The organism is Sulfobacillus harzensis (genome assembly GCF_012933365.1).
Taxonomy (GTDB): Bacteria; Bacillota; Sulfobacillia; order Sulfobacillales; family Sulfobacillaceae; genus Sulfobacillus_B; species Sulfobacillus_B harzensis.
In genome coordinates, this window is the sequence record NZ_JABBVZ010000024.1 from 24,003 (window position 1) to 45,566 (window position 21,564).

The window sequence follows — 21,564 nt, forward strand, 5'->3', positions numbered from 1 at the left end:
GGCGCCCAACGGAAATTCTCCCCGGGGCGCCCTTTTGCGTTTAGCGACGGATGCTTAAATACACCTCGGCAAGCTGCGCGTCGCTTACCTCACTGGGCGCGTTCATCAACGGGTCAGTTCCGCGAGCCGTCTTGGGGAAGGCAATGACGTCGCGAATGCTGTCAGCCCCGGCCATGAGCATCAATAGCCGGTCCAAGCCAAAGGCGATGCCGCCGTGCGGCGGGGCGCCATACTGAAAGGCGTCCAGCAAAAACCCGAACTTCTCCGCGGTTTCGTCCCCAGAGAGACCCAAGACCTCAAAAATCTTGGCCTGCAGTTCTGGTTGATAGATACGAAGGGAACCCGACGCCAACTCGGTGCCGTTCAGCACCACGTCATACGCCTCTGACCGCACCGCGGCCGGATCGTCGGTGAGCCGCTCAATATCATCGGGATGGGGCATGGTGAAGGGATGATGGGCTGAAACCAGCCGTCCTTCCTCTTCCGACCATTCGAAAAGAGGGAACTCTGTGACCCAGAGAAACCGCCAGCCTGGTTCCAGCCGGCCATTCTCGCGCGCAAAAGCCAGCCGCAGCTGCCCCGTCACCTCGAAGGGGGCCCAACCGCTTCCGGCAGCCATGAGCAGCGTGTCGCCGGACGCCAGTTCCGCCGCCTCCGCCAACTTCAAGAGGCCGTCCTCCCCGAGCCATTTGGCCGCCGAGGAGCGGAGGCTCCCATCCGGACCGCGGACAATCCACACCAACCCCGACGCCCCCAAGGAGCGCGCCCGTTCCACCCAGCCGTCCAACTCCTTGCGGGAGGGCTGATAGCCGATGAGATGGGCGCCCACCACATGCTCGGACTGGCTGAACACCTCCCAGCCCAGCCCCTGGGCGACAGACGTCAAGTCCTTAAGCGGCGGTCCAGCGCGCAAATCGGGCTTGTCGGAGCCATATTGGGTCATGGCCGCTTTCCAGGTCATGCGGGGAAATTGCTCCAACGAGACCCCAAGGACCTCTTGAAACAGGGTGACCAACATTTCTTCCATCATGGTCAAAATGGCTTCCCGATCCATGAACGACATTTCGACATCGATTTGCGTGAACTCTGGCTGCCGGTCGGCGCGCAGGTCCTCATCGCGAAACACTTTGGCGATTTGGTAGTAGCGGTCGATGCCGGCCACCATCAACAACTGCTTGAAAATCTGAGGACTTTGCGGCAGGGCATAAAAATGGCCGGGTTGAATGCGGCTCGGGACCAGAAAGTCCCGGGCTCCCTCCGGCGTGGAACGCGCCAGGGAGGGCGTTTCCACGTCCAGAAATCCGTGCTCATGAAAGAAGCGGCGAATCGCCATCAAAGCCCGATCCCGCAAAATCAGATTGGAAATCAGCGTCGGCCGTCTCAAATCCAAATACCGATACTTGAGCCGCAGGAGCTCGTCCACTTGCTCGGCATCGGGCACATTAAAAGGCGGTGTCTTGGATTCGGCGTACACCACCACCTCATCCGGCACAATCTCCACCGCGCCTGAGGCGAGATCCGGATTCACCATGCCTTCGGGCCGGGCCCGCACCGTGCCTTGAACGCCCACCACGTATTCGGCGCGCACCCGATCCAGGGTGGCGAACATCGGATTTTCCGGCTCCGCCACAATTTGCACTAAACCGGTGCGATCCCGCAGATCGACAAAGACTAAGCCCCCGTGGTCGCGGCGGCGATGCACCCACCCGGCGACCCGCACTTTTTTGCCAATCGCCTCTGCATTGACGTCTGCTGCATAATGGGTTCGCCCCATCATCATAAGTCGGCCTCCCGTAACTCGTGGTCAAGATATTGAAAAAGTTGATCCAGGGTGACAACTTCTTGCGTGCCTTTGGCCAAATTGCGCACCGCAACCGCATTATTCTCCCACTCGGTCCCGCCCACAATCAACACCCAGCCGGCCCTCCGGCCCGCGTCCTTCAACTGGGCTTTCAACGACCGGGAGAGAATGTCGGCATCGGCCGCCATACCCCGGCGGCGAAGCGTCATGGCCAGCCCGTAGGCCTTGTCCTCAAAGCCGGGAAGGTGCGCCACGTAGAGGCGCTGCGGCTGCTCGTCCTTGAGGGGTTCGGGCAAGGCGGACAAGAGCCGTTCCAGTCCCATCCCGAACCCGACCGCTGGCACCGAAGCTCCCCCCATACGCGCCGTCAGTCCGTCGTAGCGGCCGCCTCCAAACAGCGCCACCCCATCGCCAAGACTCGGATGGCCCACTTCAAACACTGTGCGGGTGTAGTAGTCCAACCCCCGCACCAAATTGCGGTCGCGCCGGATCTCCACGCCGGCATCGTGCACCGTTTCCATGACCCCGTCGATGTGTGCGCGGCAATCGTCGCACCAATAGTCGGCGACGTCGGGCGCCCCCGCCTTGATGTCGGTGTCCACCTTGCAGTCCAGCAAGCGGAGCGGATTTTGCGTCAGACGCACCTGGCAGTCCTTGCACAAGCCTTCCCGCTTTGACTCAAAGTACTGAATCAAGGCCTCCCGGTAGCGTGGCCGGCAGACCTCGCATCCAATGGAGTTGACCCGCACCGTGGGATTGCGCAGCCCGGCGGCGTCAACCACCTGCACGGCCAGCAGCATCACTTCGGCATCGGCCAAGGGCGACTCGGATCCGTACAACTCCGCCCCAAATTGGGTGTGCTGCCGGTACCGGCCCGCCTGGGGATTCTCCCGGCGAAACATCGGCCCCACATAACATAGGCGTACCGGCTGAGGCGCTTGCGCCAGCCCGTTCTGGATGTAGGCGCGGGCCACGGCGGCCGTGCCCTCCGGCCGCAGGGTGAGATCGTCGCCGCCAGCGTCAATAAAGCGGTAGCTCTCATGCTGCACAATATCGGTGAATTCCCCCACCTTCAAAAAGACCGGGCTTTTTTCAAATATGGGCGTCTCAATCAGATCGTAGCCAAAGCGCATGGCCCAGGTTAGCGCAATGCGCCGCAAAGCCTCAAATTGCCAGGATTCGGGCGCCAATACATCACGCGTTCCGCGCGCCCGTTGATAGTCCTCACTCGCCACCTACCATCACCTCATCGGTATCCAAAATTAACGTCACCGGTCCCCAATTGACCAAAGAAACCATCATGTGGGCCCCAAACGCCCCGGTCTCCGTCCGTATGCCCTTGGACCGGCAGCGGGCAGAAAAGGCCTCATACAGCGCTTCAGCCGCCTCTCGGCCCGCCGCCCGCTGAAAGTCGGGGCGAAGGCCGCGGCGCACCGACCCATAGAGGGTAAACTGCGACACCACTAGCAAGGAGCCGTCAACGTCGCTCAGCGAACGGCTCATCTTGTCGTCTTGATCAGGAAAGATGCGAAGACCAGCCACTTTGTCCGCCAGCCAGCGCATCTCCCGCTCAGTATCGGACTCCGACACCCCCAAAAGCACCAGCAATCCGACCCCAATTGCCCCGACCGCGGCGCCCTCGACAGTGACCGCCGCTTCCCGAACCCGCTGAACGACCGCCCGCACTAAGCGCGCTCCCGGCTCACCCGGTCCACCCGTTGTACATAGGGGAGCCCTTCCAGCTTGCCGATGATATGGGTTAGCTGCACCAGATTCTGCACTTCCAGGTGCACCTCGACGACCGCCGTGTGATCGCGAAAGCCGCGCGCCTTGGCCGAGATGATATTGGAATCGGCTACAACGTTGGCGACATCGGCTAACAATCCCGGCCGGTCCAAGGCATAGACGCGCAACTCGACGGGATGACGCGTCAATTCTGCCCCGGACACGTCCCAACTCACCTCAATCAGCCGTTCCGGATCGCGGGCCAGTTCCTTTTCGTTGGGACACCCCAAGCGATGAACGGAAACGCCCCGGCCCCGTGTCAAAAACCCGATGATCGGATCGCCGGGCACCGGCTGGCAGCAGCGCGCAAGACGGGTCAGCATGCGTCCTTCGCCCCGCACCAGCACACCCGAGGCGGATTCCGGCCGCGGGCCCTTGCGCTTGGTGGGCAGCGGAATCACGGGAGCGGCGCTCTTTTCGGCGTGGGCAATCTCCTCGCGAATCCGCCCCACCAAGACCGGGCCGGTGGTGTTGCCTTCACTCAAGGCCACGGCCACGTCCTCAATGGACGCGTACCCCAATTTGCGCACAATCTCCAGCAGGCGTTCCTCAGAGAGTGTGAGGGACTGGCGGCGCAGTTCCCGCTCCAAGATGTCCTGCCCGCGCGCCACATGCTCCTGGCGGCGTTCCCGCCGGAGCCACTGGCGAATCCGTGTCTTGGCCTGCGAGGTGTGCACGATAGAGAGCCAGTCGATGCTGGGGCCTGGGGATTTGCGATTGACCAGCACTTCTACAATATCCCCGCTTTCCAGCGGGGTGGAAAGCGGGACAATCCGCCCGTTCACCTTGGCTCCCACACAATGGTTGCCGACATCCGTATGGATGCGGTAGGCAAAGTCAATCGGGTTCGCGCCCGCCGGCAAGTCAATCACATCGCCCTTGGGGGTGAAGACAAACACCTCGTCGCTGAACAGATCGACCTTGAGTGTCTCCATAAACTCCGAGGCGTCCCGCATATCCCGCTGCCATTCCAACAGCTGCCGCAGCCAAGAGAGCTTTTGCTCAAAGTCGCGGTCTCCCTTGCCTCCCTCTTTGTACCGCCAGTGGGCGGCAATCCCATATTCGGCCGTATGATGCATTTCAAAGGTACGAATTTGGACCTCAATGGGCTCGCCGTGCGGGCCAATCACGGTGGTATGGAGACTTTGATAGAGATTGGACTTGGGCATGGCGATATAGTCCTTAAATCGCCCGGGAATGGGCTTCCACAGCGAATGGACCAACCCCAGCACCGCATAGCAATCCTTGACCGATTCCACTAGCACCCGAACGGCCATCAGGTCATAAATCTCTTGAAAATCTTTGCCCTGCTTGTACATCTTTTGATAGATGCTGTAGAGATGCTTGGCGCGGCCTGAAACCTCGCTCACCATTCCCACAGCCTCCAGCCGGCCCTTGAGTTCGGCGATGATGGCCTCAACCGCCGCTTCCCGTTCCTGCCGCTTCATGGCAACCAGCTCTTTCATTTCCTGAAAGGCGGCCGGCTGCAGATGCTGAAAGGCCAAATCTTCCAATTCCCATTTGATGCGGAAAATGCCGAGCCGATGGGCTAAGGGCGCATAAATTTCCATCGTCTCTTTGGCAATGCGCTGCACCCGGTCGGCTGTCAAATGCTTTAAGGTACGCATGTTGTGCAGCCGATCGGCTAGTTTAATGAGAATCACGCGGATGTCCTTGGCCATGGCTAAAAACATCTTGCGGAGATTCTCGGCCTGCTCCTCTTCACGGGTGCGGGCCTCCAGACGGTCCAATTTGGTGACGCCGTCAACCAATTGCGCCACCTCGGCGCCAAAGCGCTCTTCAATATCGTCCAGGGTGTAGGCGGTATCCTCCACCACATCATGCAGCAATGCGGCAGTAATGGTGGGCGCATCCATCTTCAAGTCAGCCAGAATGGACGCCACCGCCAAGGGGTGAGCGACGTAGGGATCGCCGGAGGCGCGGCTCTGGCCGCGGTGAGCCTCCTCGGCAAACGTCATAGCGCGCATGATCTGCTCAGCTTCCGGCGAATGCGCGCGAAAGCCGAACTGTTCCACCAGCTCGACACCGGTCATGCGGCTCTCCCCCCACGTTGTTTATAGGCGTTCCAGCGCCAGCACCGGCGCTTCAATATCATCCAGCCGGCTCCGTCCATTCAATGCCTTTAATTCAATCAGAAACGCGAACCCGGCGATTTCCGCCCCGAGCCGCTCCGCCAAATGCGCACAAGCCTTGACCGTTCCCCCGGTGGCCAAGACATCGTCCACAATCACCACCCGGCGGCCTTTAAGCACTGTGGTTTCTTCCACTTCCAATTGGTTTTCCCCATATTCTAACGTATACCGTTCCCGAAATACAGGGTCCGGCAACTTTCCCGGCTTTCTGACCGGCACCAGGCCCGCGCCAAGACGGTCTGCCAAGGGCGCCGCCAGGAGAAAGCCTCGGGCCTCCGGGGCCATCACCACGTGCGCCCCCAGGGGCCGAACCTGCTGCTCGAGACTGTCCAGCACTTCCCGCCAGGCGTCCGGAACCGCCAGCACCGGCAGCACATCCCGAAACAAAACGCCGGGTTCAGGGAAATCGGGAATTTCGCGAAGATAGTCCATCCATGCCATGTCGTCTCGTCCTCTCTTTAACGGAAAAATGGGGCCCGGGCATCCTCGTCCATGTCTTGCACGGCCAGACGATACAAGAAGCTGGAGTCCAAGCGGCGCCGCTCGCCGGATTTCAGCCCATCGGGACTCATCTCTAACTCTTCAAATACCGCCCGCCCCGGAATCAAACCGGCGCGCCCGCTTTGCCAGGCCCGCCAGTGCTTTCCCAAGCGTGCTCGACTCACCGCCAGCCGGGCCCGCTTACGGTCAACCCGCCCGCCCTCCGGGCGCTCGAACCAGCATCCATCCGGAGACTTGGCCAAATAGGCGGCTTCCTCCCACTTGGCGCGGTTTCGCGGATGGCATCGCCAAATGACGGCATCCGCCCATCCATAAAGACGCGGCCACGGTCGCCATTGGGACACCACCAATTGACTGACCAGCCCCCGCCGCGCTTCCTCCTCGAGCGCCATCAACTCGCCAATCGGCAGGGTCACCGAAAAGGCGTGCGCTTGAAGCTTGAGAGCCCACTCCCGTACATCGCGGTCACTATCCACCACCCAAATCACCCGGCTGGGAAGCGGATCCGGAAGCCCCTCTTGCACCGCAGCGGAGAGCTTGGGGGCTTCCCCCTGCAGCACCTCCACGCGCCATTGCGGGGAGCGCTTTCCTTGATACCAGTGGGTTTCCAACTGCGCCAGGAAGCGCACTGCCGCCCCCGGATAAAGCGCTTTCACCTGCTCGCCTTGACCAAAGGCAATGGCGCGCACCGGATGGTGCTCCAACTCAAAACTGCCGTGCTGCCCCTGACCGAGCACCCGACTCTTCTTGACGGTGCCCCGAATTAAAAATCGGGGGGCCTCAAACGCTTTGCCGTAGGGGGCAAGCGACTCCACCTCATCCCAGAGCGTTGCCGAAACGTCCGTCGCGTCCAAGGCGACATCATACTCAAAGCCTCGATATTGCTCAAAGGCGGCGGATGACGGCATGTCCCGGGACAACTCCCGACTCAGGCGATCGGCATCGGTCCGCGGAAGACTAAATCCGGCCGCCCCGGCATGGCCGCCAAGCTTGGAGAATAACGCCCCATGCTGCCGCAAGTGGGCAATGAGGTTGAACCCGTCGACACTACGCGCCGAACCCTTGCCATCACTCCCGTTCCACGCCACCACCGCCACCGGCTGGCGCAGCCACGCCCGAAACCGCGCGGCCACGATGCCAATCACGCCTTGGTGCCACCCGTCGCCGCAGATGACCGGAAAGTCGTAGATGCGGCCCGACGCATCGCGGGGAAGACGAGTCCAGGCCTCCTCCACGATCAGCCGTTCCACCTCGCGGCGCTCCGCATTCAGCTCTTTAAGGGTGTCGGACACGTCCTGCAGACGCCTCAAATCGTCTTCCAGCAGCAACTCGCAGGCGGCCTCCGCCCCGCCCATGCGGCCCGCGGCATTGATGCGCGGCCCGACCAAGAAGGCGAGATCTTCCGCCGAGGCATGAGCGATGTCACGCCCTTCCGCCCCGAACAGTACATTGAGGCCAGCCACAGCGCCTTGCCGCAGCGCCTCCAGACCACGGGCGACCAACCGTCGATTGCTGCCTTTGAGCGGCACCACGTCGGCCACCGTCCCCACCGTAGCGATGCCGTACAGCATCTCCGGGAGCTCCTCACCAGCAAAGAGGGCTCGCACCAATTGCAAGGCCACCCCAGCGCCGGAAAAACGATCCGGCACCGTCATGAGTTCGGGATTGACCAGCGCGTCCGCCTCGGGAATCCGCTCGGGCAGCGCATGGTGGTCGGTAATGACCAGCATCAGGCCTAACGACCGAGCCAAATCAGCCGCTTCCGGAGAGCTCGATCCGCAATCCACCGTCACTAAGAGTGTCACGCCATCCTGATGCGCCCGCCACACCGCTTCCACATTGAGGCCATAGCCCTCATCAAACCGATTCGGTATGTACCAGTCCACCTGTTTCCCGAAACCCAGCAGCGTGAGTCCCCGCACCAGCACAGCGGTGGCGGTCACCCCATCGGCGTCGTAGTCGCCATAAACCCGCACCCGGCCGCCATCCTCCAAAACCCGCCGAATGGTCCACACCGCCTCGCGCATCCCCGGGAGCGCCTTGGGGTCCGGCAGCGCCAAGGAACCATCCAGATCCTCTAAGGGTTGGTTGGCCTGAAATCCGCGGCGCAGCAGGAATTCCGCCTGCCATCCGGGAACCCCCCAGGTCCGCTGAGCCTCTTCCACGGTCCGGCGATCAACCGGCCGCTGAAAGAACAGCTGATTCTTCAACCCTTTCCATCCTCCCCGGCTGGATTGACATGCACCGTCACCCCTTCGACTCGCGGCTCCGCCTTTAGGGCATCCTCGACCTGATGGGCGATGTCATGCGCCGCCAAGAGACTGAGATGCCGGTCCACTTCAATCTCGAGATCCACAAAGATACGCGCTCCATTAAGGCGTGTACGCATCGACGAGAGGCTCAACACCCCCGCCACCGCCTGAGCCCGTTCTCGGAGGGCTTGGGTGGTCTCCGGGTCCGCGGCCGGATCCATTAAATCGACCGCCGCGGTACGAAACACATCCACGCCCGCCCACATCACTAAAGCGGCCACCACTAGGGCCGCCACCGAATCGCCGGACGCGTAGCCAAGCCGAGACGCCAAGATGCCCAGAGAGGCCACCAACGACGAAATCGCGTCCGTCACATTGTCAGTGGCGGCGGCCAAAATGGCGTGCGACCCCGTCCGCTTAGCCAAGCGGCGCTGCGTCACCGCCATGACCCCTTTAGGGACCATGGCCACCAACGCCACTGCCAAGGCTATCCAGTCGGGCGCCGGGCCCGGGTGCTCAATTCCGGCAATGGCGGAGTTCGCCACTTCCAACCCGGCCAGCAGCAAGAGCACGGCGACCACTTTCTGGCTGATGGCCTCCGCCTTGGCGTGCCCATAATGATGCCCCGAGTCTGGCGGACGTCCGGCAATAGCCAGACCCACCATTACCGCCACCGACGAGAACACATCCGCCCCACTGTGGAGACCGTCGGCAATCAATGCCTCGGAGCGGGCCCATATGCCCACCACCAACTTGAGAACCATCAATAAGACATTGAAGGCCAGGTTGTTGCGGGCCGCACGACCCGTCTCCTGCCCCGCTGCCGTCTGGCTCATTGACCTTGTCCCCTCTAATTGTAGCAGACCTAAATTGTCCAAAGCCCGTGATAGGCCCAGAGGAAGAGCGCCGCCGCCAGAGCCCGAACGGTCCGTAGCAAGACACGGCGGCCCCCTCTTGCTACCAGCGTATGCAACCGGGAGGCGGCATCAAACCCGAGAGCCCCCTGCCACAGCGCGAGCCCGGGAAAAGTCCCCCACAACAATACAAAGTTACCCAAAGCCGCGCCTTCCATGGCAACGTCGGTGGCCACCGTACCAACCCTTTTTCGGGGACGGAACGCCACCAACAACGCCTCAACGGCTAGCGCACCGGCCACCGCCAGCACCAGCCACCATGGAGAGACAGGCCAATGGTTCCAGTGTATCGCCAGTGCAGCGAAAACCGCAATTAATAGCCAGGGCCAGTCCGTGGCGAAAGACAGGGCAACCACAACCCAGAGCCAGACCCCGCTCATTATTCCAACTGGCCCTCAAGTCCCGGCCGGGGCAACTGAAGTTCCGCTTTCCCCTCTTCAAAGGCGATGGGGCGGTCGGGCGACGCGCTGACAGGGCTAGGTAGAGGAACCGCTAACTTCTCATCGCCAATCTCCAGCGTAAGCTCCGTCCCTTCGGCGCGAGCTCGCCCGGACTCCACCCCTTCAGGGGCTTCAATCTCTGCTATCAGTTGGTCATTTTCCACGTAAAAACGGGCGCTGACCCCGCGTCCGTTCGTCCACTCGCTGTGATAGGCCCAGGGACTGTTCCAAAACTTGACGGCCTGCTTTTTAATATCCCGTTTCATCATGATCCCTCCGCCGGTAGTCTCACCGACGGAGGGAAAATTACTCCATCAGGCCGGCTTGGGCGCCCCCTTGCGGTGCGCGTCGTCCCGCTTGCGCCAGAGAAACCACACGGGGCTCGCAATGAAAAGGGAGGTAAACGTTCCGAAAAACACCCCGATGAGCATGGTCACCGAGAAGTCGCGGATACTGGAGCCTCCCAGCGCCAACAGCGCCGCCAACGCCAACATCACCGTGGTCGAGGTGTTGATGGACCGCATTAGCACTTGGTTCAGGCTGCGGTTGACCACCTCCTCCAAGGGCTCGTTCTTGCGCTGCTTGTGCAGATTTTCGCGGATTCGGTCAAACACAATAATCCGGTCATTCATCGAATACCCAAAGATGGTGAGCACCGCCATGATGAAGTATTTGGTCAACACCACATGAATGAGAGCCACCATGCCCACGGTCACAATCACGTCCAAGAGCAGTGCAATAATCCCAGCCATGGCAAACCGAAACTCAAAGCGAATGGTGATGTAAAGGATAATTGCCACGGTGGCCAACACCACGGCCAGAAGCGCCGTCCGCTCCGTTTGCTGGCCAATGATGGAGGATACTCGGCTGGTGGACACTTCTTGATATGGCGCCACCGTCTTCATTTGGGTGAGCAGAACGCCCCGTTCATGCTCACTAATGGTCGGGGTGGTGATGAGCACCTCGCGGTTGCCTTTGCCGATGTAGACAATGGTGCTTTGATTGAGGTGCTGCGAATCCAACACCCGACGGACACTCACGGTGCTAATGGCATGGGAGAATTTCAAATCGAACTGCGTGCCCCCGGTAAAGTCAATGCCATAGTTCAGGCCACGGACAAAGATGCCGAACAACCCCACCAGCAAAAGCAAACCGGAGACCCCAAACCATACCTTCCAGTTCTTCAAAAAGTCCCAGTGAAAAGACGTGGTCATGGTGTCCCCCTAACCGACAAAGACGGCCCGGATGCGTGCCCATCCGGCGTCTGCCGCCAGTCGAATGAATTGCCGCGTAAGAATCACAGCGGTAAACAACGAAATGACAATGCCGATCATAAGCGTCAGAGCAAATCCCTTGACGCTGCCGCTTCCCAGGAAAAAGAGAATGATGGCGGCAATGAAGGTGGTGGCATTCGAGTCCATAATCGCTCGGATAGCGTTCCGGAATCCCACCTCGATTGCGGCCCGGGGCGTCTTTCCGCCCACCATTTCTTCGCGCACCCGGGAGAAGATAATGACGTTGGCGTCCACCGCCATGCCCATCGACAAAATAATACCGGCGATGCCGGGGATGGTGATGGTAGCATGCACCGCCCACAAGGCGCCCAGCAATAAGAAGCCGTACACCCCGAGTGCAATGTCGGCCAGCAATCCGGCCAACCGGTACCAAAACATCATGGCCAGGGCAATGAGGATGATGGCAATGGCCGCCGCCCGTTCCGAGTTGATGACGGATTGGTGGCCCAAGGTCGCCGAGATGGTCTCCACACTCAGCACCTTGAGTTTGACCGGCAGAGCCCCGGACTGCAGCAACAGCGCCGTTTTCTGAGCCTGTTTAAGGGTGGTGAAATTCCCCGTTAATTGCGCCTGACCCGAGGTAATCACATCCCGAACCACCGGCGCTTCCAGCTCTTTCCCATCCAGATAAATGGGAAGCGGCTGGCCGAGATATTTTTTGGTGGCCGAAGCAAACAACTTGGTGCCTTCGCTATTGAACGACAGGTTCACCACGTACTGGCCACCGGCAATGGCCGCCTGCGCGTTGGTCAAGTCTCGACCGGTCAACAGCACCTGTTTGCTGGAGGGATCCTTAATCTCTAGCAAGGCAGTCTGCCCTAGATAACGAAGCGCCTGCTCGGGATCCTTGACACCGGGCAGGTCGACGGTGATACGTTTGGGGCCGACCTCTTGAACGACCGGCTCGCTAACCCCCAATTTATTGACGCGGTATGACAAGATTTGCATGGCCTTCGCCATCGCATTCTTATTCACCGGAGCCCCGGGAGAAGGCTCAGCCTGATATGTGGCGGTCACGCCGCCCTTCAAGTCCAGCCCGTATTTCAAATGATTGGTTATGGGATTTATTACGGAAAAGTAGCCGCCAGCGATGATGATGACCGCGATCAGCGCGAGCAAAGTGGCTATGCTCCTTGGACGCATGCGTCCGCCTCCTGTCAAAAAATCAGTTTATTATATCCTTGGCCAAATACCCTGTCAATGAACGGGTATTCTTTGTCGATGAAGCCAATCTTCAATCACATCGGCCACCTGTTCCGGATTTAAGCTGTCGGTATGGACAATGAGTCCCGCATGATGGCGCGCGTCGCGAAGCCGGTCCCATTCCGTGCGGTAAAAAGCGGGATCCCATGATAAAGCGCGCCGCTGGTGGACCGTCCGCCAACTGGCGCAGAGCATCACCACCGTCGAGCCCGTACGCCGGTATAGTTCGGGCACTTGCGAGTGCTCCTGAGCCACGGCTTTGGCGACAATGCCGCGCTCCTCTAAGATGTGGCTGACGGTGGTTTTCCCAGCGGCGCACACGCCCACCAAAACCACGGGGTTAGTAGGGGATGCTGGCATAGAGGCTTCGCCGAGCAGACTCATCGTCTCCTTTCAATCCCAGCGCCATGATGCTGATATCATCGGTGGGTCGGCCGCGCTCCAGATCCAGCGCGTGATCCATTAGCTCGTCCACAAACTGGCCCAGCTCGTCCACGCTAATGGATAAAAACCGCTCTTCCCAGGCCGTCCAATCAAAGGGCGTTCCATAGCGGCGCCCCGCATGCAAAAGACCGTCAGAGCAGGTGAGAAGCAAACTCCCGGGGAGCGCTTCGAGCTCCGTCATCGCCGGCCGGGTCTTCCGATAGGTGCCGATGACCTCGGCGCCGCCCTCCAGGCGAAACACGTGTTCTTCTTGACGGCAAAGGACGGGACTCGGGGCGTTCCGGGCAATGACCAGGGTCCGGGTGTGCCAGTCCACCGACAAGAGAGCCAAGGTGGCCGTGACCCGGCCCTCACGAGCCGTGTAAAGCATGTCCTGGACGGCCCGGGCCACCGCACCATCGCGCGACCCGTCCGCAATGAGCTGCACCGCCCGCATGGCCACCATGCGACTAATCCGGCGCGCGGCCGGGCCTGAACCCTGGCCGTCCGCGAGAATCAGCGTCAATCCCCCTAAGGGGCGCTCCACCAGCTCGATGCTGTCCCCGCTCTGGCCGAGCGCCCCTTTAGGCATCTTGCTCCATGCCACTTCAACTCGCTGCATTTGAGACCAACTCCCGCATATCGCCCACGCGGCGCGTCACCCGTTCCCGATCCAAAAGCTCCAAGAAGAGCACCGCATGCCGCCGGCTGATCCCCAGCACATCCCGCAGTTGACTGGTGCTGAGCGGACCCTGCTCTTGAATCGCCGCCATCACCCGATCCCGTCCTTCGCGATATGCATCCGCGGCGATGGCGAGCCCATCCTCCAGCCGCAGAAGTTTTCCGGCCAGAAAGAGATATTCGACAATGTCATCGAAGGCGCTTCGCTCCAAACGCGCCGCCGACTGCACCTCCTCATACCCTTGCGGCCTCAGTCCTCCGTCTCGAATCAGCTGATACACCCGTTCGATGGTCTCGGGCCACGGCGAAGGCAGTGGCGGCGGCTCCTTTTGGAGTCGAATCCATTCCCGATCCAGCGTCCAGGGACCCTGTTCGATGACCGCTTGAAACACGCGCTGAGGCCACTTGGCGGCCATTTTGGCCTTCAATTCCTCTTTCGGCATGCCGGGCTTGACCGGATGGTCCTGGCTGTAGCGCTCGACGACCGCCCGGCCTTTCTCGGCCCAGACCGAATGGGCTTCCCGATGCCAGAACATCTCTCCCTCCAGGGCCAATATCCCCGGGAGATCATGAAGCCCGGAAAGAATCTCGTCCCGCGTCAATCCGCTCAACCGCTCCAAATCCTGAAGGGCCAGCGGCGCCGCCGCCTCTTTGAGGGCCGCCTCAATGATGCCGATGTCATCCTGATCCCGAAGCCGTGTGAGCCGCTCGATGAGATGCGGCTCCTTTCGCTTATGATGCGTGCCCGCCTCCAGCACCATGCCGCCCCCGATGGTCACCACCGGGCTGTAGGAGCGAATCAGCAGCCGGTCATGGCGCGTGAGCGGCATGACTGACTCCAGGCGCACTTCCGCAAAAGCGCTCTCTCCCGGAGCCAACTCACCCCGGTCGTAAAAGTAAACCCGTCCTAATACCTCGGCCGTGCCGGCATGGACATGCACGCGCGTCTTTTCGGTGAGCGGCGGAGCCGAGGGCAAGAGCTCCAAGTCCACCACCGCCACATCCACGCCTATGAGTGTTCCCGGCGACGCCACAACCTGGCCGCGCTCAATCTCTTCGCGCTCCACCCCCGCCAAGTTGACCGCTACCCGCTGGCCGGATTTCGCCTCGTTGACGGTGCGGCCATGCACCTGAAGTCCCCGAACGCGCACGCTTTTTCCGAGCGGAACCACGCTGAGCGCCGCATCCGTCCCGATGGTGCCAGTCACCAAAGTCCCCGTGACCACGGTGCCAAACCCCTTGACGCTAAACACCCGGTCAATCGGAAGGCGCACAGCGCCGCGATCCGCCCGCCGCTCCACCGTGACCGAAAGGGCTTCTAATTCCTTGACCACGGTATCCAATCCACGACCGGAAACAGCGTCCGCCACCACAATCGGCGCCGACTGCAAGAAGGTGTGCTGCACCGCCTCACGGACCATCTCTTGCACCAAGTCCAACATGTCGGCCTCGACCAAGTCCGCCTTGGTGATGACGGTAAACCCCCTTTTCACACCCAAAAGGCGCAAAATGGCCAAATGCTCCTCGGTCTGCGGCATGACCCCCTCATCCGCCGCCACCACCAGCATCACCGCGTCCATGCCGTGCACACCAGCCACCATGTTTCTCACAAAACGCTCATGGCCGGGCACGTCAATGAAAGCTAGGCGCTGCCCGGAGGGAAGCGTCATATGGGCAAAACCCAAGTCGATGGTGATGCCGCGCGCTTTTTCCTCGGGCAGGCGATCCGCGTCTTGGCCGGTCAGCGCCTTGACCAAGGTGGTTTTGCCATGGTCAATATGGCCGGCCGTTCCCACAATAACCGGATATCGTGTAGGATTGGCCATGCTCCTACCCCTCTCGAAAATGTTTCACTAGTCCCTGGTGCGTCAATAAATTGCGCACCTCTAACATAGCCGTATAGGTCGGCAACACGTAGAGCGTGCCCCCCTGAAGGTCATCCATGGCACGCTGCAGTATGTTGGGGATGCTCTCATCCACCACCACCTGATCGCGCTCAACCCCTGCATATTTAAGCCGCACAGCCATGTCCCGGGCTCGAATTCCACTAACATACCAGGAGTCGATGCCCAATTTCGGGATCCAGTGCTCAAAATCTACGTCCCAGAGCCAGGATACGTCCCGGCCGTCGGCGTACTGGTCATTAATGACAATCAGCCCGGCGCGATGCGGCTGGTCGTCTTCGCTCATGGCGCCCAACACCTGATTGAATCCCACCGGATTCTTGACCAGCGCCAGCCACAACCGCGTGTCTCCCGCCTGCACCAGTTCCATGCGCCCAAATGCGGGTCGAAAACTTTGCAGCTGCTCGGCCACTACCCCGGCATTAATCCCTAAAGCCAACGCGGCGCTCATCGCCGCCACTTGGTTATAAATATTGTAGACCCCAGGCAACCGCCAGCGAAATGGCCGTTCCTCGCCGTCAATCCGCACCCACAGGGTTTCCTCCGCCCGGCTCCACCGGGTCACCAGCACGTCGGGCGTTGGCCGCCGCCATCCGCAATGCGGGCAGTGATAGTGGCCCACATGGGCATAAAAGCGGCGATCGTAGACCAAGGCCGTACCGCACGCGGGGCAATAGCGGGCGTCGACCGCATCGTAACCGGCCGCCTCCATTCCCGGCTGCCCCTCAAGGCCGTAGTATAAAACGTGCGCCTGTCCGGTACCGAGTCGCGCCACCTGGGGATCGTCGGCATTCAACACCAGGGTGCCGCCCGCCTGAAGGTGCTCGATGCCTCGGGCCACGTAATTCACCGTCGTCGAAAGCTCGCCGTAGCGATCCAACTGGTCGCGAAAGAAGTTGGTGACCACAATCGCCCGCGGCTCAATCTCCAGCCCCGCTCGGGGCATGGTCGCCTCGTCGGTCTCCAAAATGGCCCACTTCGCCCGCGGCACGATGCGCCACCGTTCCGCCTGCACGAAGGCCGCCGTGAGGCCGGAAATGAGATTGGCGCCCGAGCGGTTGGCTAAAATGCGTCCCGCGCTGCCTGCGAGAATATGACGGAGCATGGCAGCCGTGGTGGTTTTGCCGTTGGTCCCGGTCAAAAGCAATGATCCGCCCGCGAAACGCCGCGACACGCGAATCAACACCCGGGGATCAATCCGGCGCGCCACCAGCCCGGTGATGGAACTTCCACCCCGACCCGTGAGGCGGCTTAAAAATCCCACCAGCCGCGCCGCCCAAACCGCCAGCCAGGTTCTAGGATTCATGCTCGCCGGACTCCAACTGCGCATAGTGGCGGCGGTAGTAGGTCAAATAATCCCCCGACTTGACGGCTTGCCACCACTCGGTGTGGGTGCGATACCAGTCCACTGTCCGGCGGAGCCCTTCCTCCCAAGAAACGCGCGGCGTAAAGCCCAATTCCTTTTCCGCGTAGCCGGGATCGATGGCATAGCGGCGATCGTGCCCGAGGCGATCTTTCACCGGCACCACGGTCTCGGGTGGCAGGCCCATCAACGCCAAGAGCGCCTGGGCGACCTCCCGGTTGGACTGCTCATTTCGGGTTCCGAGATTGTACACTTGGCCCGCCTTGCCCCGCGTCAAGGCCAGCCACAAGCCCTCGACGTGATCTTCAACGTAAATCCAATCCCGCACGTTGAGGCCGTCCCCATAAATGGGCCATGGCTTTCCTTCCAGCCCGTTCGTGATCCACAGCGGAATCAATTTCTCCGGGAATTGATACGGGCCATAATTGTTGGAGCAGCGGGTGACCACCACATCCTGACCATAGGTGTGATACTGGGCCAGCGCCAGCATATCGGAAGCCGCCTTGCTGGCCGAGTACGGACTCCGGGGTTGAAGCGGTGTATCCTCCCGGAAATAGCCGTCAGGACCCAGGCTGCCGTACACCTCATCGGTCGAGACGTGAAGAAATCGGCGTACCTGGTGGCGGCGGGCCGCCTCCAACAGCACTTCGGTGCCCACCACATTGGTCTCGACAAAGGGCATGCCGTTTTCAATGCTGCGGTCCACATGCGACTCCGCCGCCAAGTGCATCACGGCGTCCGGCTTGGCTTTGGCAAAGATCGCCTCCACGGCCGCCGCGTCGGTAATCGACGCGCGGTGCCAGGTGTAACGCGGGTGGTCAGCCAAGTCCGCGAGGTTGGCCAAATTTCCCGCATAGGTGAGCGCGTCCAGATTATCCACCTGAATGTCGGGCTCGTTCAACAGCCGGCGAACCAGGTGGGAGCCGATAAACCCTAGACCACCGGTGACCAGAATGCGCACAAACAAACCTCCCGCCTGTTATCGAAACTGAGTGCTCCAATCGAAGCCAATTGTCGGGTCATCCCAGGCCAACCGCTTTTCATCCGGATTGTCCGGACGATACGATTCGGTGGTGAAATAAACAATCATCAAAGGTTTGGGACCCAGGACACGATACCCGTGGGCGACGCCCACCGGAATGACAATTAAAATGGGATGGTCCTCGCCCGCATAGAGTACCTGGGTAATGCCCTTGGTCGGGGAATCCGGCCTTAAATCGTGGAGGACCACCTGAGCCGAGCCGACCGGGAAAAACCACAGGTCATCCTGTCGCTCGTGGTAATGGAAGGCCTTAATGACCCCGGGATAGCTCATGGACAGCGACGCTTGTCCAAAACGCCGCAGAAGCTCATCATCATCTCGCAAAATCTCTTGAAAGAACCCCCGGTCGTCCGGATGGCGCACCAGTTTCTTCACCACAACGCCTTCAATGGCGCCAAATTGACTCATCCGCTCTTCCCACCCTTTACTTTAGACGTCAATGCGGCTTTGGTCGCCCAGCACCAAACGAAGGCCGCGCGGCCGACGCCGCCCGCCGGCGACGCGCACCCCCCGACCAATCAAGCTTTGGTCGATGCGTTCTTGAATGTCCTCGATGTTGCTGTCAGCCAAGATCACGCTGTTTTCAATTTCCGTTCGGCGGATCACAACTTGCGGGCCGACCGCCGTATAAGGGCCAATATAACTATCCTCGATCCGGGCTCCTCCCGCAATGGTCACGGGACCGCGAATGTCAGAGCGCACCACTTCGGCACCGGGCTCAATCACGACTCGGCCGGTGATGCGGCTCTCACCATCCACCTGCCCCTCGATGCGGGTGGCCAAATCCTCCAACACCAGCCGATTGGCTTCTAAGACATCTTCCGGCCGCCCGGTATCCTTCCACCACCCTTCCACTCGGGTGGAATCCACATTCAAATTCCAGTCGATGAGGCACTGGATGGCGTCGGTAATCTCGTATTCCCCGCGCCAGGAGGGCTTTAATTGCGCAATGGCGTCATGGATGACGGGCTGAAAACAATAGGCGCCGACCAACGCCAAATTGGACGGCGGCTCCTTCGGCTTCTCCACTAGCCTGACCACCCGGTCGTTCTCTAACACGGCCACGCCAAACTGACGCGGATCATCGACCGCCGTCAGCAAAATCGAGGCGGCATAATCGCCCGCTTGAAAACGCTCCACCAGCGTGCCAAGGCCGCCGCGAAGCAAATTGTCGCCCAAAAACATCAAAAATGGGTCGTCCCCCAAAAACTCCCGGGCCGATTTTACGGCATGCGCGAGTCCCAGAGGCGCCGACTGGGGAATATAAGTGATGTTCGCCCCAAATTGACCCCCATCGCCCAGGGCGTGCATCACTTCGTCTTTGGTGTCGCCCACAATGACGCCAATGTCGTGAATGCCGGATGCCACCATGGCATCAACGGCGTAAAAAAGAATGGGCCGATTGGCCACCGGAATAAGCTGTTTCGCTCCCGTGTAGGTTAACGGCCGCAATCGACTGCCGGTGCCACCGGCCAACAACAATCCCTTCACGCGCACACCCCTCTTTGCCTAATTGACGAACAGCTTTATACGTCATATAATAACCTACGGTCGTCGGGGAGTAGCGCAGTTTGGTAGCGCGCCTGCTTCGGGAGCAGGAGGTCGCAGGTTCAAATCCTGTCTCTCCGACCATTTATTTTTAAAGGCTAACGCCTTTTTTGACTCGTGAACGTTCAGGCGGTCTGCGCGATGCAGACCGTTCCTTTTTTGGTTATTCCCTCTGGGACGGACTCGTGGTGCGATGAGGCGACCTAGCATCACAGACGCCGCGCACTGCCCATCCTGACAACGCTTATCCCGGCGATAGTCATTCCAGGATACCACCGGAACCGTTTAAAGGCCTAACCGTGCAATAAGTTCGATTACAGCATCCCACATAATCCCGCTGACACTCGCTAGGAGTGGCAAGAGCCATCCCACGTGCGAGAGCCCGCGGTCTGGGCACAGCGAGGGCCCGTCGGTCAGAACCGCCAGACGAAGTGGCCCGTCAATCCCTTCTCCCGTTCATCGGACTAATGATGATTCGGCTTAACCGCCCCGGTGAACCGCGCGGGAACTTAAGGGCCGAACCTCGCTCGCTGACCGGACGATCCACCTACCCCCGACGACGCACCGACTTGATCGCATGACATGCGCGACCGGGACCCCCTATCGATTTCGTCTCCCTCCGGACCAACCCAGCTTGAGATTGTCATCAAGACGGCCGGCGAACGTGAATACTGAATCCTGCCGTGTCTCCTGAGTGGATTAATTAGACCCCCGCTAACGCCAGCAACGCCACCACCAGCGTTATTCCCGCAATGACAAACGTGGCGGTAGACGTGCGCCACCGACTCGCCAACCGAAGTACTCCGGTAATGGCCATGAAGGACACCACGCTGGCTACGGCGATCATCAAGATAGTGGTTGTCAGTCCCAATTGGGCCACGGCGGCCGTTCCGCCATGCCCAATGAGCAGCGGCACCAGGCCGGCTCCGACCAGCGCTAGGACGTCCAGCATGAATGAGAAACGAATTGCCTCCCGGGCTTCGAATCCAAACCATAACAAGGGAGTAATGGTCATGCCGCTGCGGCTGATTCCGGGCAACCCCGCCAACCCCTGCATAGCACCGGTGACGACGGCCGCCCAGAATCCCGGAACCCGCCCATGTTCCGACCCGGCCTGCGAGGTTTCTGTAGTCGCCGCTTGACTGCGATCGACCATTTTTTCCTTGTTTCGCACAACAAATCCCGTAAATACAAGCAAGATACCGACGATGACCATGGCTGCAGAGCCCCCAATGGAGCTGAATGCGTGCCGCACCACAATATAGGCGGGAATGCCAGTGACTCCGGTGGCCAGTGTGGCAACGAATAGAAACCGCAAAAGCCGGGCGTAATAATCAGACCCGAAGGGATGACCCAGCGCCTTGATGGTCTGGACCACTTCTCGACGGAAATAATACAGAGCCGCGAAAAACGAGCCGAAATTGGCGATGAGGCCGAGGTCATAAGCATTCTGAACCTTTATTCCCATGACAGTGAAATAGATGGTAATCATGGTTTTGCTGCTCACCGGCAGCCATTCGACGATCCCTTGAATAAGACCGGCGATGAGCGCCGGAATCAGATAATGATGCGTCAATGCATGCACCCCTTTGTGACAGCGATACCAGCCAAGTCCCTGTTTCTACAACGATCGAAAGCCAACATTGTAGCGCACTGGGCTCTACTTTTTCCCAGGCACCCGGGCCGCCCGCATCAAGCGCCCTAAGAATGCCCATGGTCGTCGAATGATCCGATGAGGCGTTATAGCGATGGGGCCAACACTTGCCAACGTATTCACGACACCCTGACGCCTCTTCAGAAGCGTTGACGTAAACACGAACCCAATAGCCTCTCCAATATGACCGCTGACACCATGCGTCCGTTGGAATAGCGTGGATACCGAACCACCCACCCGACTCCGGCGTGACCAACCCGAGTTCCCAAAAAACAAGCCCGATTAATACCATCGCAATTCCGCCGACCATCCGTGTGACAATGGATTCCGGGTCCCGGGTCGCTGCGAGGCGTGAAAAAGGCTTCCTGCCCTTCTTCATAAGAGAAGCAGAAAGCCTCCATCCTTACGGGCGCCAGCACATCGTCTCGAGCCCGATCTCAGTCATGGTGATGATGACGATGATGGTGCGCATCCAAATCCGCTTGATTCCAATTATTGGCCACTTCCCGTATCGTGTCTAGGAATACCAAAGGAGACACGCATGCCCCTGCAGGGCACTCACACACATGAAAAAAGGGCGTCGGCACGGGGAGTATGATGAGGGT

General features: G+C 60.2%; 19 protein-coding genes and 1 tRNA gene. 1 reads left to right on the forward strand and 19 read right to left on the reverse strand.

The annotated features are described in order from the left end of the window. Positions 1–40: 40 nt before the first annotated feature. From aspS to HIJ39_RS09160, 18 genes are read right to left on the reverse strand one after another with little or no spacing between them, the layout of a single operon-like run. Positions 41–1,777 carry an aspartate--tRNA ligase gene (aspS, locus tag HIJ39_RS09075; protein WP_169098922.1) on the reverse strand — a complete coding sequence of 579 codons (1,737 nt, stop codon included), beginning with the start codon at positions 1,775–1,777 and terminating at the stop codon, positions 41–43. Next, positions 1,777–3,036 carry a histidine--tRNA ligase gene (gene hisS, locus HIJ39_RS09080; RefSeq protein WP_169098880.1) on the reverse strand — a complete coding sequence of 420 codons (1,260 nt, stop codon included), beginning with the start codon at positions 3,034–3,036 and terminating at the stop codon, positions 1,777–1,779. Before hisS ends, aspS begins: the two co-directional genes overlap by 1 nt. Next, positions 3,026–3,487, reverse strand: coding sequence for a D-aminoacyl-tRNA deacylase (dtd, locus tag HIJ39_RS09085; protein WP_169098882.1), 462 nt, complete (start codon positions 3,485–3,487; stop codon positions 3,026–3,028). Before dtd ends, hisS begins: the two co-directional genes overlap by 11 nt. Then, positions 3,487–5,640, reverse strand: a complete 2,154-nt coding sequence (locus HIJ39_RS09090; RefSeq protein WP_169098884.1) for a RelA/SpoT family protein — start codon at positions 5,638–5,640, stop codon at positions 3,487–3,489. Before HIJ39_RS09090 ends, dtd begins: the two co-directional genes overlap by 1 nt. A gap of 21 nt (positions 5,641–5,661) precedes the next feature. Beyond that, the gene (locus HIJ39_RS09095) at positions 5,662–6,180 is read right to left on the reverse strand and encodes an adenine phosphoribosyltransferase (RefSeq protein WP_169098886.1); all 519 of its coding nucleotides are present in this window, start codon (positions 6,178–6,180) and stop codon (positions 5,662–5,664) included. Positions 6,181–6,197: 17 nt separating this feature from the next. Next, on the reverse strand, positions 6,198–8,450 hold the full coding sequence (recJ, locus tag HIJ39_RS09100; RefSeq protein WP_169098888.1) for a single-stranded-DNA-specific exonuclease RecJ: 2,253 nt from the start codon (positions 8,448–8,450) through the stop codon (positions 6,198–6,200). Continuing rightward, entirely contained in the window at positions 8,447–9,328 is an 882-nt protein-coding gene (locus tag HIJ39_RS09105) for a cation diffusion facilitator family transporter (RefSeq protein ID WP_169098890.1), read from the reverse strand. The genes recJ and HIJ39_RS09105 overlap by 4 nt, the downstream gene beginning before the upstream one ends. Positions 9,329–9,357: 29 nt before the next feature. Beyond that, complete coding sequence (locus HIJ39_RS09110; RefSeq protein ID WP_169098892.1) at positions 9,358–9,786, reverse strand: hypothetical protein; 429 nt, start codon at positions 9,784–9,786, stop codon at positions 9,358–9,360. Then, entirely contained in the window at positions 9,786–10,115 is a 330-nt protein-coding gene (locus HIJ39_RS09115) for a hypothetical protein (protein ID WP_169098894.1), read from the reverse strand. Before HIJ39_RS09115 ends, HIJ39_RS09110 begins: the two co-directional genes overlap by 1 nt. Positions 10,116–10,160: 45 nt before the next feature. After that, positions 10,161–11,060 carry a protein translocase subunit SecF gene (gene secF, locus HIJ39_RS09120; protein ID WP_169098896.1) on the reverse strand — a complete coding sequence of 300 codons (900 nt, stop codon included), beginning with the start codon at positions 11,058–11,060 and terminating at the stop codon, positions 10,161–10,163. A 9-nt stretch (positions 11,061–11,069) separates the two neighbouring features. Beyond that, positions 11,070–12,284, reverse strand: coding sequence for a protein translocase subunit SecD (gene secD / locus HIJ39_RS09125; RefSeq protein WP_169098898.1), 1,215 nt, complete (start codon positions 12,282–12,284; stop codon positions 11,070–11,072). Between the two features lie 54 nt (positions 12,285–12,338). Then, on the reverse strand, positions 12,339–12,728 hold the full coding sequence (locus tag HIJ39_RS09130; protein WP_169098900.1) for a hypothetical protein: 390 nt from the start codon (positions 12,726–12,728) through the stop codon (positions 12,339–12,341). Beyond that, the gene (locus HIJ39_RS09135) at positions 12,685–13,389 is read right to left on the reverse strand and encodes a PP2C family protein-serine/threonine phosphatase (protein ID WP_169098902.1); all 705 of its coding nucleotides are present in this window, start codon (positions 13,387–13,389) and stop codon (positions 12,685–12,687) included. The genes HIJ39_RS09130 and HIJ39_RS09135 overlap by 44 nt, the downstream gene beginning before the upstream one ends. Beyond that, on the reverse strand, positions 13,376–15,274 hold the full coding sequence (gene selB, locus HIJ39_RS09140) for a selenocysteine-specific translation elongation factor (protein ID WP_169098904.1): 1,899 nt from the start codon (positions 15,272–15,274) through the stop codon (positions 13,376–13,378). Before selB ends, HIJ39_RS09135 begins: the two co-directional genes overlap by 14 nt. Positions 15,275–15,278: 4 nt before the next feature. After that, positions 15,279–16,658: a Mur ligase family protein gene (locus tag HIJ39_RS09145; protein WP_169098906.1), complete on the reverse strand. Its 1,380-nt coding sequence runs from the start codon at positions 16,656–16,658 to the stop codon at positions 15,279–15,281. After that, positions 16,648–17,676, reverse strand: a complete 1,029-nt coding sequence (gene rfbB, locus HIJ39_RS09150; RefSeq protein ID WP_169098908.1) for a dTDP-glucose 4,6-dehydratase — start codon at positions 17,674–17,676, stop codon at positions 16,648–16,650. The genes HIJ39_RS09145 and rfbB overlap by 11 nt, the downstream gene beginning before the upstream one ends. Before the next feature lie 18 nt (positions 17,677–17,694). Further along, entirely contained in the window at positions 17,695–18,165 is a 471-nt protein-coding gene (locus HIJ39_RS09155) for a dTDP-4-dehydrorhamnose 3,5-epimerase family protein (protein ID WP_169098910.1), read from the reverse strand. A gap of 21 nt (positions 18,166–18,186) precedes the next feature. Then, positions 18,187–19,248: a glucose-1-phosphate thymidylyltransferase gene (locus tag HIJ39_RS09160; RefSeq protein ID WP_169098912.1), complete on the reverse strand. Its 1,062-nt coding sequence runs from the start codon at positions 19,246–19,248 to the stop codon at positions 18,187–18,189. Positions 19,249–19,312: 64 nt separating this feature from the next. Between HIJ39_RS09160 and HIJ39_RS09165 the strand changes: the two genes are divergently transcribed. After that, a tRNA-Pro gene (locus HIJ39_RS09165) sits at positions 19,313–19,389 on the forward strand. Positions 19,390–20,008: 619 nt separating this feature from the next. Here HIJ39_RS09165 and HIJ39_RS09170 read toward each other — a convergent pair. Continuing rightward, complete coding sequence (locus tag HIJ39_RS09170; protein ID WP_169098914.1) at positions 20,009–20,881, reverse strand: undecaprenyl-diphosphate phosphatase; 873 nt, start codon at positions 20,879–20,881, stop codon at positions 20,009–20,011. Positions 20,882–21,564 lie beyond the last annotated feature (683 nt).